We start from the raw sequence: 13315 nt of genomic DNA on the forward strand, positions 1-13315 counted from the left end.
TGATAGACAAAGTCTGGATTGCGGCAGGCAGCAGAATTAATAGAAACCTTATCGGCCCCTGCGTTAAGCAACTTCCGGATGTCTTCCAGGGTCCGGATCCCACCACCGACTGTCAGGGGCATGAAAACCACCTCTGCCGTCCGCCGAACGACGTCCAACATGATTTCCCGGCCCTCGTGACTGGCCGTGATATCCAGGAACACCAGCTCGTCTGCACCTTCTTCTTCGTAGCGCGCAGCCACTTCCACGGGGTCACCGGCATCGCGGAGGTTCAGGAACTTGGTTCCTTTCACGACGCGACCACGATCAACGTCCAGACACGGAATCACACGCTTCGCCAACATGGCGACCTCTGCTCATCGAGCCCGAAAAACTACTGCCATCCATATGGATGGGCAACAACCCATCATTCATTCACTGCCCCGACTTCATTGTTCATTCTTTCCCCAAAATGAGCCTGCGAAATACCTCCGGAGACAGTTCCTTCAAAGAGGATACCACCAGATCAGCCGCTGCGAGCATTTCTCTCGTCCGCCCTGTGCTGGCCAACCCCACGGCCTTCATGCCCGCCCGATGGGCCGCCTCAATCCCTGGCGGTGCATCCTCCACCACGGCACAATAACGGGGATCAACGCCCAGACGCTCCGCCGCTAAAAGAAACACCTGGGGATCGGGTTTTCCCCTGGTCACGTCCTTGCCTGTGATGATCGCCCCAAAATGAGCGGCGGGGCCCAGTTTCTGCACGGTCAACTCGACATTCTCCGGTGGCCCGGATGAGCCAATCGCCAGTGCAAATCCCGCCTGATGGAGGGCTTCCAGAAGCTCTGGCGCGCCGGGCATGATGGGGAAATTCTCCCGAATCAGTTCGCGGAATGCCGCTTCTTTTCGTTCGTCCAGTTCCCGAATCTTGGCATCGTTCGGTGTGTGCTGTCCCCACAAAGCGGCAATGATTTCACGACTCGTCCGCCCAAAAGTCCCGGCAAACTGCTCCTCAGTGATTTGGAGCCCCTCTTCCGCCGCAATCATTCGCCAGCTCTCGAAGTGCGCATGATAGGAGTCGATGAGCACGCCATCCATATCGAAGATAACGGCTAGTTTGTCCATCGTCGTAATCCGGTTCTCCTGTTGCCGCTTTGATGTCGGGGTGTCGCACGAAGCCTCGCCCCCAGCAGTACGCATGGGCCATAAATATCTCGTACCCTTCGCACTGAGATGTTCGCCGAGCGGAGCGACAACTGCACGAAACCTACCCGGAGTGCGATCAGCTTTTGCGAATCTTTCATTTTGACTTCTTTTCTCCTAAAAACAAAGCGACCCCGCCTGGGCAGGCGAGGTCGTCGCAGGACGTCGTAGAATCGCCAGTCCTCACTCTCGGGGAGGGACAGCGTCTCACCACGCCGCCCCTTCTCCGATCAATCACCTAATCGAACCCAATGCGGCAAATGACGCAGGGGGGCGCTCAGTCCTTGTAAACCTTCGAGAAGAATTCCTGGCTCGCCTTGGGATCGGGCTTGATCGTGGGTTTCCCCTCTTGCCAGTCGGCGGGGCAAACTTCCCCGTGTTGTTCGTAGAACTGCCATGCCTTGACCACGCGGAGGGCTTCATCCACACTCCGGCCAAGCGGAAGGTCGTTAACCACCTGGTGCCGGACAATTCCCTGCTTGTCGATGAAGAACAGCCCCCGGAGGGCCACACCGTCTGGCAGCAGCACGTCGTAGTCCTGGGCGATCTTCTTGCTCAAATCGGCAATGAGCGGATACTTGACCTGGCCGATACCGCCGTGGCTGCGCGGTGTGTTACGCCAGGCCAGATGGGTGTAGTGGCTGTCCACCGAGCAACCGAGAATCTGCACTCCGAGCTTCTCGAATTCCTCTGCCCGATCCGAGAAGGCGATGATCTCGGTGGGGCAGACGAACGTGAAGTCCAGTGGCCAGAAAAACAGGAGCACGTACTTGCCGCGGTAATCCTGGAGAGAAATTTCCTTGAACGAACCATCCGGCATAACGGCCATCGCCTTGAAATCAGGGGCTTCCTTCGATACGAGCACCGCCATAAATTGAACCTCCTCTTCACCTCAGAACGAACCCAACATCGGCCAAGAGCTCATCCCTTGGCGTAGCAACCCTCGCTTTCGTCCCGACACCGCTGCCGGGATCATTCAATCATATCAGTTCGAATATTGAGTCAAGGGATAGTGTATCTCGGTTGGCCGCCGATCTTTTAAAAAATTCGCTTCCCCGATCCCGCGGCAATTAGGAGACAGTCATAAGTTTCGACAAGAGAACAAGATACGATTGATGCCCAAGGTCCAAGCGCGCAAAAAAATGCCCGGGGCAGTCGCCTGGACACCCCGGACATTTCGGCCGACACGTTGCAAACGTTTCTAGTTAGCGACAGTTCGCAGAGGGCTTACCCGATTGCTCCGTTGCAATCGGCGTTTTTGCTTAGCGGGCTGCGTCGGGATCTCGCGCCGGATCCGCGTATCATGCGCCGGAAGTCTGCGGCGGGCAGGCGACACCCTTTTTGGCCATCTGGGCCCTCGCCGCACGATCGCTCGACAGCACCTGCCGTAACAGGGCCGAGTAATCCTCATACGGAACCTGGTCCGGCGGCCCTGCCGAGTACTGCAGAATGGAGTGGTGCGTCTTCTTGGTAAGAGAAAGGAGGGTGGAACTGACCGTTCCGAAATTGCCCCGGCTAAACACGACACCCCATTTCCCGTTGGCGTCACACCGGCGTGCGAAAGTTCGGCTGGCCACCGCCAGGAACGCCACGGCCGAATCCAGCCGCTGTAACGTGAGCAGCCGCCGCACAAATTCCTGGCGGGGGTCGTTAGGGTCGTTGATGTCGCCGTTGGTCAAAATGTGAAGCCCCGGCGGAAGTTCCACCAGCCGGATCTCGTCACCTCCATAAACCACTGCAGCAAAGTTGGCATCTGCGCAGATGTAGTTCGCACCCATGTATTGTCCCGTGGAAAGCTCCTCCACGGCGTACTGGGCAGCGTCCCGTGCGTTCGTGAATCCCAGCAATTTTCGGCATAGGATGCCGCGAGAAATGGGCTCCAGGGGTACATTCCGCTTGGGCCGATTGCCCACCGCCACGAACAGCCCATGCTGATTGACTCCCAGCCAGGTGCCCCCCGCTTTTCGGTCCACAGGACAGACCACACGCGGTCGCCCGGACTGAATGCGTGGCGGCTGACTCGGCCGATCAAGAGCCTCCTCACGATTGTGTGCTACTAAGATCGGTGCGTCTTTCGCTACTTGATACTGCAAAGCCAGGATACACATCGCGTCTCACCACACTCCCGTCGCTGTTCCAAAGACCAAGACCGTCGTTGACTCTGACCCCTCACTCCCAGGAAGCGTCTATAAACCCCTCTTTATTGGGGATCCGACGCCCGCCCTTGGCAGCCTGGCGCCCGGTCATGCCCCGAAATTGGCCGAGCCCCCAGCGAACTACTTTCCGGCGAATGGGCAGGCGGCGGGGGATAATATAACACCCAGTGGTGACTCGTTTAAGACACAAGCTCTCCTATTGAATTATTCGTCGGCGACTTCCCGGGCAACATTGTCCGCGAACAGGCCGACAAAATTTCCGCCAGACACGCGCCGCGGGTTGAGCGTTCCTGCTTTCCCAAATGGCCGGACGGAGAATGTGACCTAGCTTGGAGTACTTGCCCGTTCCCTTCGCTATCGACGGCCACCACCTACGGGAACCTGGAACGGCACCCGACGACATACTCTCAAGGTCGCCCCGTCTGCCCCGTCTTGTGCGACGTTTTCTGGACCCAAAGCCCCATAAAACTCTCAAGATAATGTCTTTCACTCAAATGAAAACCCCTCGATATGGGGGCAAGCAAAAAGTGCTTGGCGAGCGAGCATGCTCGTCGCGGCGGAGCCAACTTCATGCCCCGTTGCGTTGACGCTGTGAAGTTTCCTCCCTAAATTGGACGTTTCAAGGTTTCTCGGCCAAATCGCCGCCGAGCTTGCGATCCGGCCGGTCGATCCGCGCATTGCCGGCGCGGAGAAACACCAGTTATCGTCACGCATCATGTTGCATGTCCAACCAGCGCCCGTCACCGGGGCTGTCGACGACGTGCCTACCTGATACATCGATTGAGCAAATTGCGGGAACACAGGTTTTGCAACTTTCTGGAAAATTCAGGGAGTGACAATGGCGGAAACCCACACCTGTTCGATCGAGCAACTCGCAATCAACACCATTCGGACACTTTCCATGGACGCCGTGGAGGCGGCGAAGAGCGGCCATCCAGGCACTCCGATGGCACTGGCCCCCGTGGGATATGTCGTCTTTAACGAAATTCTTCGTTACGATCCCACACATCCCCTCTGGATCAATCGGGACAGGTTCGTGCTGTCCTGTGGGCATGCGTCGATGCTCCTTTACTCGCTCCTCCACCTGGCGCAGGTCCAGCAGGTGGACGAGAATGGCCGACCCACTGGCGAACTGGCAGTTCCTCTCGAGCACATCCAGCAATTCCGGCAGCTTCACAGCCGTTGCCCCGGCCATCCCGAATACCGGCATACCTCCGGCGTCGAGGTGACTACCGGTCCGCTGGGTCAGGGGGCGGGGACCAGTGTGGGCATGGCTATTGCTGGAAAATGGCTCGCCGCACGGTACAACCGACCAGGATTCGACCTTTTCAACTACGGGATTTATGTGCTCTGTAGTGACGGCGATCTGATGGAGGGCATCTCCAGCGAAGCGGCTTCGCTGGCCGGTCACCTCAAATTGGGAAACCTCTGCTGGATTTACGACGACAATCAGATCACCATCGAAGGCCACACCTCTCTGGCGTTCAGTGAAGACGTGGCCACGCGTTTTCAGGCTTACGGTTGGGATGTTCACCGTGTGGGCGACGTTAATGATCTGGACGCTCTGCGGAGCGCCCTCAAGCAGTTCAACCCTGCCGGCGAGCGTCCCACGCTGATCATCGTGAAGAGCATCATCGCCTGGGGCGCGCCCAACAAGCAGAATACTCACGAGGCCCACGGGGCTCCGCTGGGCGAGGAAGAAGTTCGGCTCACCAAACAGTTTTACGGCTGGCCGGTGGACGCCAAATTCCTTGTGCCGCCGGAAGTGCTGGAACATTTCCGTATGGGAATCGGCACGCGGGGACCGCAGCTCCGCGAGCAGTGGGAGGCCCTTTTCGCCAGATACGCGGAGAACTATTCCCAAGAGGCCGACGAAATTCAAAAGATCATCAATGGGGAGCTTCCCGACGGTTGGGACCGTGAAATCCCGACGTTCCCCGCTGATGCCAAAGGATTGGCCACTCGGGCGTCCTCCGGAAAAGTGCTCAACGCCATCGCCAAACACATCCCGTGGATGATCGGGGGTTCGGCAGATCTCGCCCCATCCAACAACACGCTTCTCACATTCCCAGACGCGGGCCATTTTGCGGCAAATAATTACGCCGGACGGAATCTTCACTATGGCATCCGTGAACACGCCATGGGAGCGATCAGCAACGGTCTGGCGCTCACTGGCCTGCGTCCCTACGCGGGGACATTTTTGGTTTTCAGCGATTACATGCGGCCGTCCATCCGACTGGCCGCCCTTATGGAATTGCCCGTCCTGTACATCTTCACGCATGATTCGATCGGGGTGGGCGAGGATGGGCCGACCCATCAGCCGGTGGAACATGTGGCGGCATTGCGTGCGATTCCTCATTTGGTGGTCATTCGACCGGCTGACGCCAACGAGGTGGCGGAAGCCTACCGTGTGGCCTTGCAGATGCGTCGCAATCCGGTAGCCCTCATTCTCACCCGGCAAAATCTTCCCACCCTGGACCGAAGCCAACTCGGATCTGCGGCCGGATTGGCGTGCGGGGCGTACATTCTGGCCGAGGCTTCCAAATCGCCTCCCGACGTGATCCTCATCGGGACAGGCAGCGAAGTGGCCGTGTGCCTGGCTGCCCGGGAGTTGCTCGCCCAGGAAGGAATCGCCGCGCGGGTCGTGAGCATGCCGAGTTGGGAGCTCTTCGAAAGCCAGCCGGAGGAGTACCGCCGGTCTGTCCTTCCACCGGAGGTGCCCGCCCGCGTGGCCGTGGAGGCCGGTATCTCCCAGGGATGGGAGCGCTATCTTGGAGCCAGAGGGATCTTCGTGGGAATGAAAGGGTTCGGGGCCTCGGCACCGGCGGGAGTCCTTATGAAACACTTCGGAATCACGCCCGAAAATGTCGCGGCAGCCGCCAAAAAATCCCTTGGCCAGGCTTGATAGGCTGATAGGTTGGAGGCTCCCTTCGACCGGGGCCTGAGGCGTTCAGGATCCCCCGGATGTCTTCGCCACAAACTCAGCGAAATGAGGACCAGACGCGGCATGAGTCGTCATTCCGGCGACTGTGGCGGGAGTTTGCCCGTTTACGCGCACAGCTCCGCGACCACCTGGCACAGCAGTCTTCGCGATTATTCGGCCGAAGCAGAGAAATTCTGACCCCTGCTTTCCAAAACGGCCTGGGCTTGGCGCTCATGGTGGGAGGCGGAATCTGGCTTCTCACTACCGGGCATCCCCTGGCGCTGGCCCTTTTTTACGCAGGACTCGCCATTTGGCTGGCCACTCGTGAAAATCCTCGTTGAAATCGACGAGAGAATCGCCACTCGATGAAAGCGGGATGAGGGAAAAAGGGCGTGGTGGGCCCCAAAGGCTTTAATTCAGCCACGGATGAGCCGGTTGATGCTTCAAATTGAGGGCGTTGACAAGGATCGTTCGACCAATCGAAAAGACCACTCTTTTCCACAGCTCCCGTTCGTTTTCGGGAAATACGAGATCCTTCGTGGCCTTGGCTACCAGCCAGGAACCCTGGGCCAATTCTCCTTCCAGTTGACCGCCTGCCCAACCAGAATGCCCGAGGAACACCCGGGCTTCGTGGCCTTCTTCCGTCATCAAGCGCTCCAGATTGTGACGCTGGAGTGAGAAGTAAACGCCCGGGATGACCTCCAATTCGGCCAGTTCGGGTGAATCATGGAGAGCCATGAGCGGGCCGCTCACCGGTCCTCCAATATTCAAAAACCGGTCGTTGACGCAGGGGGTGTTTGACACCTCCGCCCAAAGTTCTTTGATCCGCTTGGGGTGAAGTCGGTTGAGAATGACGCCAAACGCGCCGTTCTCGTTGTGTTGAATGATGAGTACCACCGTCCCCACAAAATTGGGATCCACAAGATATGGCGAAGCAGCAAGCAAATGGCCTTGCAGTGATTCCATCGGTTGCACCCTCCCAGTTGAAGACGAACCGCTCTATCAAAGAAGGGACTCGCCCCATTCTGAATTTTCACCAAGCTAGGTCCCTCCCTATATTCATCATACGTGCAGAGATCTTAGTTTACCCTGGACAGATCTCGTTTCTGGCAGGAAGTCATTCCCGTCAGATTTGACCCCAGCTTTTACACCGGCAACCGCGCGGCAGCCCTTTGACATCGCCGCGACCCACTTGATGGCATTGCCTCCAGCTGTGGATTACAATCTCTGTCAGTTACGGGGTAAAGTTGGGGTCTATTTTATTGGATCAAGGAGAGACTTCCATGAGTGAGAGCAACTTCTCCCGACGCCAGCGGCGCGATTTTGTTTTGGCGATACCATTAATGGCCGCTATAATACTCCCAGGAAGTGGGGTTAGCAAAGAGGCGTCATCCACTGTGACTTTTTCCGTTCAGAAGACCGACCACGGGGTGGCAATATTGGGAAACGGGCAGCTTTGGGCAGCCTATGTGGCAGATGGGGAGTTCAAGCCCTACGTTTGGCCAATCATCGGCCCAACCGGCAAACCAGTCACGCGGGAATGGCCCATGGGCCCCGGGGAAGGGGAGAAACACGACCACCCCCACCAGCGCTCCCTGTGGTTCACACACGGTAATGTTAATGGCATCAGTTTTTGGGAGGAAGCGCCCGGCCGGGGCAAGACCGTTCACCGGGAGTTTGTCACGCTCGAAGGGGGTACCAAAGCGGTCGTCGTCACCCGCAATGATTGGGTCGCACCTGATGGAACGATCCTCCTGAACGACGTCCGCAAACTGGTCTTTTTCCCGCTTGGTGAAAATCGTGTCATCGATTTTGCTATCCGTTTAACAGCCGTTGCGCCCAGTGTTACCTTCGGCGATACCAAAGAAGGGACATTCGGGCTTCGCGTGGCCGACTCAATAACTGTCGATGCGAAAAAAGGTGGAAAGATCGTTAATAGCGAAGGCCAGGAGGACAAAGACGCGTGGGGAAAGAAAGCGAAATGGGTTGATTATTCTGGGCCTGTGGACGGCGAAATCGTGGGAATCGCCGTGCTCAATCACCCCAGCAGCTTCCGGTTTCCTACCTACTGGCACGTGCGGACCTACGGCCTGTTCGCGGCCAACCCGTTCGGCTGGCATGATTTTGTTGGTCGCTCCGATGTCAGTGGCGCTTACACTCTGGACAAGGGACAAAGCATCGAACTCCGCTATCGCGTGATCCTCCACAAGGGGCGTGCCGCGGATGCGAAGGTTGCCGAACTTTACGAAAGCTACGCGGCTGAGGCTCCGCTTTCGCTGCCCTGAACAAGTCCCATTTTTCCGAATTCGCTGGGAAGTCCTTTGCGATCCAGCAGGCACTACGATCAGACAGACACTCTAGAAAATTTGCGCCGTGCAAGTCGACTCGGTAATTCTGTTTGAAGGCCACCGCGGTCCTCGTGATCGGCCCTGCCCTTCCATTTAGCTCAAGCGGTAGATTCGATAAAGTCGAAGAGAGAGCAGGGATATTGCGCACCAAAAGGCCGAGTTTCGGCCAGGTATTTAGTCCAGGCTCTCTCGGAGGCACGCGGTGAGTACAGCTTCAGTACGTTCGCCCAACGGACTCCCCGGCGTTCCCGGGGGGATGCTCAACAATTTTGCGCAGTGGGTGGCGGATGTCGGTGCCCGAACGATGGACTGGATCGTCGGGCTAGGGAGTATTTCGCTGTTTTTCGCGAGGACGGTCCGCTGGCTTGTCATCAGGCGCCCCCGACGGGAGACGATCATCTGGAACTTTTATCAGATCGGGGTGCTCAGCCTCCCAGTGGTGGCTCTTACCGGGACCTTTGTGGGGATGGTCCTTGCCGTGCAGAGCTACGCGCAGTTCAAAATGCTTAACCTGGAAACCCGGCTGGGGGCGGTCATCAATATGTCGCTGGTCCGGGAACTGGGTCCGGTGCTGGCCGCCACCATGCTTGCGGGTCGGGTGGGCAGTGCCATGGCGGCCGAGTTGGGCACAATGCGGGTAACGGAACAGATCGACGCCCTAGCCGTCATGGGAGCGGACCCCATTCACTACCTTGTCGTGCCTCGGTTTCTCGCTTGCCTGGTGCTCATTCCTGCACTGACCCTCGTGGCCGACTTCATGGGCGTGGTTGGGGGTTATTATTACAGCGTTTACCTGCTCCGCATCGACGCCTATTATTACCTTCAGAATTCTGCGAATTATGTGGGATGGTTTGATCTGTTCTCGGGAACAGCCAAAACGCTGTTTTTCGGAGGCGCCATCGCCGTGATCGGTTGCCACCACGGCTTTCATTGTGATCCGGGTGCGGAAGGCGTCGGCCGCGCTGCCACCTATGCGTTTGTCCACTCGTTCGTGACAATCCTGCTTCTGGATCTGCTTTTGGGAATCGGTTTCGATGCGCTCTACAACGTGCTGTTTCCCCAGGGCCCGCGATTGATTTAATGTGAGACTGCCGAGTGACATTCCGGAGAAGCAACGTTCGTCAGTCGTCATGACCTATGCCACAGAAACCCACGTCAGCCCGACAGCCACCGTCGCTCCGACTGACGGCCACGTCCTGGTGGAAGTGGACCACCTGACGGTGACCTTCGGCCGCCAGACGGTACTGCGGGATATTTCCCTCCAGATACGGCGTGGGGAAACGGTGGCGATTCTAGGAGAAAGCGGCTGCGGAAAGACGGTGTTCCTGAAGACTCTCGTGGCCCTCCAGCGACCCAGCCGTGGCCGAGTCCTCTTCGACGGTCAGGACCTTTTCCGCCTCAATGCCGCGGAACTGGCCCAGCAGCGCACGCGGATGGGCTTCGTGTTCCAAAACGCAGCCCTCTTTGACAGCATGACGATCGGCGAAAATATTGCTTTTCCCCTTCGCCAACACCGGCAATTGAGTGAAGAGGAAATCCAGGCCATCGTTCGGGCGAGGGTGGCGGAGGTGGGGCTTCCTCTCAGCGTCCTTCGAAAAAAGCCGGGAGAGATTTCAGGCGGGATGCGGAAGCGGGTGGGCCTTGCCCGGGCCCTCGCTCTGGAGCCAGAACTGATGCTCTATGATGAACCCACCACCGGACTCGATCCCATCATGAGCGATGTGATCAACGAACTCATCCTCCGCACTCGTCGCCAGCATCCTGTCACGAGCATTATCGTCACGCATGACATGCGAACGGCCATGAAAGTATGCGACCGCATCGTCATGCTTTATCCCCTTGCGCGCCTCAAACCCGGAGAGAGCCAGATCCTGTATGATGGCCCGGCCGCAGAAATCGAAAAAGCTAACGATCGTCGGGTCATTCAATTTGTTCGTGGCGAAGCGGGCGAGCGCTTGATGGAAATGGCTCGCGAAGAAAACAATCACATGCAGCGCGTGGAGGAGTCAGCCCATGGATGAACGGCTTATGCAGTTCCGCATCGGGGTGATGGTGCTGGCCTCCATTCTCATTGCGGCCATTCTCCTGGTTACGTTTGGAGAATGGCGCTGGCCTTTTCCGTCGGAATACACGATTTATATCCGCTTCCCCGAGGCTCCCGGCGTCGCCGAACGCTCCCCCCTGCGAAAAAGCGGGATTGTCATCGGTCACGTGACCGATGTGCAACTGACGCCCCAGGGAAACGTACTTGTCACCGCCCGTGTCGAACGCAAGTACGTGCTGCGCCACAATGAGGTATGCCGGTTGAATCGGGCCCTGCTCGGCGATTCCACACTGGAGATTTCCCTCTCCCCGGACCCCAAGGCGTCTCCCGAACCTCTCAAGGAAGGCGATGTCATGCAGGGAATCGTCCCCCCCGATCCCATCGTGATTCTCACCAATCTTCAGGAACGGCTGGTGACCGCGATCAACTCAGTGAATCAAACGGCGGCCGATCTGGGCGACACGGTTCGCTCCGTCAATCGGATTCTCACGGATAACGAACAGCAATTGAAGGACCTTCTTGCCAATGCTAACAAAACGGTAACGGTTGCCCAGCAGACGGTCAGTAACGCCAATGACATCGTGGGAGACCCGGAACTGAAAGCGAGGCTCAAGGACACGTTGAGCCGCGTCCCCCAGGTAGTGGACGATCTTCGTCACACCCTCGACGAAGCCAACCAGACCATTCGCGCTGCTCGAGAAAATTTAACCAACCTCCGCGGGGTGACGGCTCCGCTGGCCGAAAACGGCGCTGCCATGGTCCGGCGGCTGGACACCAGCTTACAGAATTTGGAGCGTGTGACCACCCAGCTCGCCGAATTCAGCGAAACCCTGAATCGCGAAGACTCCACCCTTGGCCGTCTGGTACGGGATCCCACGCTCTATCAGAAACTCGACCGTACCATGACCAACGTCCAGCAGTTAACGCAGGATCTTCGACCGGTGATCAGTGATCTCCGCGTATTCAGCGACAAAATTGCCCGCCATCCCGAACTGCTGGGCGTCCGCGGGGCCCTGGAACGTCAGGCAGGAACCAAGGGTCTGCCCAACATTCCTTCGTTCGGTGAAGAAGAATCTGCAGTCGTTCCGGTGCCCCAGGCAGAGACGGGACGCCGGTTCTCCATCCTGCCCGGAGCTTTCCGTTGAGCTTGCCGTCGCGTACAAGGAATTGATTCAGCGATTCCGGCTCGCAGCGACTCCCAGACCCAAAAAGCTTCGCTCGATTTCTTCCAGGGTCTTGCCTTTCGTCTCCGGCACAAACAGCAGGACGAACACCAGGCAGGCAACACACATCACGGCGTACGTCCAGAATGCCGACGCCGGGCCCCACGCCGCGTACATCATGGGGGCTGTCTGCGTGATGAGAAAGTCGGCCAACCAAAGGGCCACCGTGGCAATCCCCATCGCCAGGCCACGTGTTCGGGTGGGAAACATTTCTGCAAGCACAACCCACACCACCGGCCCCATCCCCACTGCAAAGGACGCCATGTATAGCTGGATGAATACCACAACCCAGGCGTTGGGTAATTGCCGGTAAAAGGCCCAACCCAGAAGCACAAGAGAAATGCCCATCGCTGTTGACGTGAGAAGCAGGAGGGGTTTTCTCCCCAGTCGATCAACCACAGCGATAGCCACCAAGGTGAAGCTCAGATTGACGGCCTGCGTGATGATAGTCCAGAACAGGGCCCAGATGTCGGTGCTGCCAGAACTGCGAAAAATGCTCGGCGTGTAATAAACGATGGCGTTGATCCCGGTGACCTGCTGGAGGATTGCAAGGATGACACCGATCACGAGAATCCGCCGGTAGCCGGGCCGGAGAAGTTCACTCAATCGGCCGGTTTCTTCAGCCACCGTACGCTGGATATCCTCGGCTTCCCACTTTGCCCGCTCGGCGCCGGCCAGTCGGGTGAGTACGGCGAGCGCTTCCTCCGTTCTGCCCATCTTGATCAACCAGCGGGGACTTTCCGGAACCAGGGTCAGGCAAGCAAGGAAGAGTACGGCGGGCAGCGTTTCCGAGCCGAACATCCAGCGCCACCCGGTCACCACATTCCAGGCGTGATCCCCCTGGAGCGCGATGAGCCAGTTGACCACAGCAACCACGACCATCCCCGAAATAATGGCGATCTGCTGAAGGGCCACCAGCCTTCCCCGGAGATGAGCAGGGGAAATCTCGGCAATGTAGAGGGGCGAAACGATGGCGGCGGCCCCAACCGCCAGGCCTCCCAGCATGCGAGCAAGCACAAATTGCGTGAGGGTGGCCGGGATCGCCGTTCCGACCGCGGAAATGGCGAAGAAAATGGCGGCCAGCACCAGGACCCAGCGCCTGCCCAGGTAATCCGCGAGGGGCCCCGCCACCGCCGCACCGAGGGCACATCCGAGCAGGATGTTCGAGGTCGCCCAGCCTTTCAGCTCCGGCGAAAGCCGAAAGTGCTCTGTGAGGTAGTCGATGGCCCCCGCAATGACGGCCGTGTCGTATCCAAACAGCAGACCACCCAACGCGGCGACGACGGTGAGCAGCAAAACGTAGCCCGTCCTTCCCTGATAGGGCGGAGGCTCCGCCCCGAAATTACTCTGAACGTGAGCGATCATAGGGGGGCCTTTCGGGAGAAAGAGTTTCCAACCGAAAACGAGTGGTCGCCTAAGCAGGACATTAATTGGCATTA

General features: G+C 58.2%; 12 protein-coding genes. 6 read left to right on the forward strand and 6 right to left on the reverse strand.

Going from position 1 to position 13315, the window contains the following annotated elements; translation table 11 throughout:
* From ABJK56_RS07940 to ABJK56_RS07955, 4 genes are all read right to left on the reverse strand, one after another.
* Positions 1-344, reverse strand: a 344-nt coding sequence (locus ABJK56_RS07940) for a HisA/HisF-related TIM barrel protein (protein WP_347244129.1), incomplete at its 3' end; no start/stop codon positions are given.
* A 91-nt stretch (positions 345-435) separates the two neighbouring features.
* Positions 436-1104: an HAD family phosphatase gene (locus tag ABJK56_RS07945; protein WP_347244130.1), complete on the reverse strand. Its 669-nt coding sequence runs from the start codon at positions 1102-1104 to the stop codon at positions 436-438.
* A gap of 355 nt (positions 1105-1459) precedes the next feature.
* Positions 1460-2053 carry a peroxiredoxin gene (locus tag ABJK56_RS07950; RefSeq protein ID WP_347244131.1) on the reverse strand — a complete coding sequence of 198 codons (594 nt, stop codon included), beginning with the start codon at positions 2051-2053 and terminating at the stop codon, positions 1460-1462.
* A gap of 430 nt (positions 2054-2483) precedes the next feature.
* Positions 2484-3290, reverse strand: coding sequence for an NRDE family protein (locus ABJK56_RS07955; RefSeq protein ID WP_347244132.1), 807 nt, complete (start codon positions 3288-3290; stop codon positions 2484-2486).
* A gap of 886 nt (positions 3291-4176) precedes the next feature.
* On the opposite strand from ABJK56_RS07955, the gene tkt reads away from it, so the two are divergent.
* Both tkt and ABJK56_RS07965 read left to right on the forward strand, forming a co-directional pair.
* Positions 4177-6243: a transketolase gene (gene tkt / locus ABJK56_RS07960; protein WP_347244133.1), complete on the forward strand. Its 2067-nt coding sequence runs from the start codon at positions 4177-4179 to the stop codon at positions 6241-6243.
* Positions 6244-6302: 59 nt separating this feature from the next.
* Positions 6303-6602, forward strand: a complete 300-nt coding sequence (locus ABJK56_RS07965; RefSeq protein ID WP_347244134.1) for a hypothetical protein — start codon at positions 6303-6305, stop codon at positions 6600-6602.
* Between the two features lie 70 nt (positions 6603-6672).
* Here the strand turns inward: ABJK56_RS07965 and ABJK56_RS07970 are convergent, their stop codons facing one another.
* Positions 6673-7227 (reverse strand): YqgE/AlgH family protein, encoded by a 555-nt coding sequence (locus tag ABJK56_RS07970; protein WP_347244135.1) that lies wholly within the window; start codon positions 7225-7227, stop codon positions 6673-6675.
* Between the two features lie 317 nt (positions 7228-7544).
* Here ABJK56_RS07970 and ABJK56_RS07975 point away from each other — a divergent pair, with 317 nt between their 5' ends.
* From ABJK56_RS07975 to ABJK56_RS07990, 4 genes are all read left to right on the forward strand, one after another.
* Complete coding sequence (locus ABJK56_RS07975; protein WP_347244136.1) at positions 7545-8546, forward strand: PmoA family protein; 1002 nt, start codon at positions 7545-7547, stop codon at positions 8544-8546.
* Positions 8547-8913: 367 nt separating this feature from the next.
* Positions 8914-9690, forward strand: coding sequence for an ABC transporter permease (locus ABJK56_RS07980; protein ID WP_347244162.1), 777 nt, complete (start codon positions 8914-8916; stop codon positions 9688-9690).
* A 1-nt stretch (position 9691) separates the two neighbouring features.
* Positions 9692-10630, forward strand: a complete 939-nt coding sequence (locus ABJK56_RS07985; RefSeq protein ID WP_347244137.1) for an ABC transporter ATP-binding protein — start codon at positions 9692-9694, stop codon at positions 10628-10630.
* Positions 10623-11798, forward strand: coding sequence for an MlaD family protein (locus tag ABJK56_RS07990; RefSeq protein ID WP_347244138.1), 1176 nt, complete (start codon positions 10623-10625; stop codon positions 11796-11798). The genes ABJK56_RS07985 and ABJK56_RS07990 overlap by 8 nt, the downstream gene beginning before the upstream one ends.
* Before the next feature lie 27 nt (positions 11799-11825).
* On the opposite strand, the gene ABJK56_RS07995 is transcribed toward ABJK56_RS07990, so the two are convergent.
* Positions 11826-13241 (reverse strand): sugar porter family MFS transporter, encoded by a 1416-nt coding sequence (locus ABJK56_RS07995; RefSeq protein ID WP_347244139.1) that lies wholly within the window; start codon positions 13239-13241, stop codon positions 11826-11828.
* Between the last annotated feature and the right edge of the window lie 74 nt (positions 13242-13315).

It is taken from the genome of Thermogutta sp. (assembly GCF_039793925.1).
Taxonomy (GTDB): domain Bacteria; phylum Planctomycetota; class Planctomycetia; order Pirellulales; family Thermoguttaceae; genus Thermogutta.

What these genes read in the sequence shown, in the direction of transcription:
- ABJK56_RS07945 (WP_347244130.1), bottom strand. Translation starts at nt 1,104, where the DNA reads ATGGACAAACTAGCCGTTATCTTCGATATGGATGGCGTGCTCATCGAC.
- ABJK56_RS07950 (WP_347244131.1), bottom strand. Translation starts at nt 2,053, where the DNA reads ATGGCGGTGCTCGTATCGAAGGAAGCCCCTGATTTCAAGGCGATGGCC.
- ABJK56_RS07955 (WP_347244132.1), bottom strand. Translation starts at nt 3,290, where the DNA reads ATGTGTATCCTGGCTTTGCAGTATCAAGTAGCGAAAGACGCACCGATC.
- tkt (WP_347244133.1), top strand. Translation starts at nt 4,177, where the DNA reads ATGGCGGAAACCCACACCTGTTCGATCGAGCAACTCGCAATCAACACC.
- ABJK56_RS07965 (WP_347244134.1), top strand. Translation starts at nt 6,303, where the DNA reads ATGTCTTCGCCACAAACTCAGCGAAATGAGGACCAGACGCGGCATGAG.
- ABJK56_RS07970 (WP_347244135.1), bottom strand. Translation starts at nt 7,227, where the DNA reads ATGGAATCACTGCAAGGCCATTTGCTTGCTGCTTCGCCATATCTTGTG.
- ABJK56_RS07975 (WP_347244136.1), top strand. Translation starts at nt 7,545, where the DNA reads ATGAGTGAGAGCAACTTCTCCCGACGCCAGCGGCGCGATTTTGTTTTG.
- ABJK56_RS07980 (WP_347244162.1), top strand. Translation starts at nt 8,914, where the DNA reads ATGGACTGGATCGTCGGGCTAGGGAGTATTTCGCTGTTTTTCGCGAGG.
- ABJK56_RS07990 (WP_347244138.1), top strand. Translation starts at nt 10,623, where the DNA reads ATGGATGAACGGCTTATGCAGTTCCGCATCGGGGTGATGGTGCTGGCC.
- ABJK56_RS07995 (WP_347244139.1), bottom strand. Translation starts at nt 13,241, where the DNA reads ATGATCGCTCACGTTCAGAGTAATTTCGGGGCGGAGCCTCCGCCCTAT.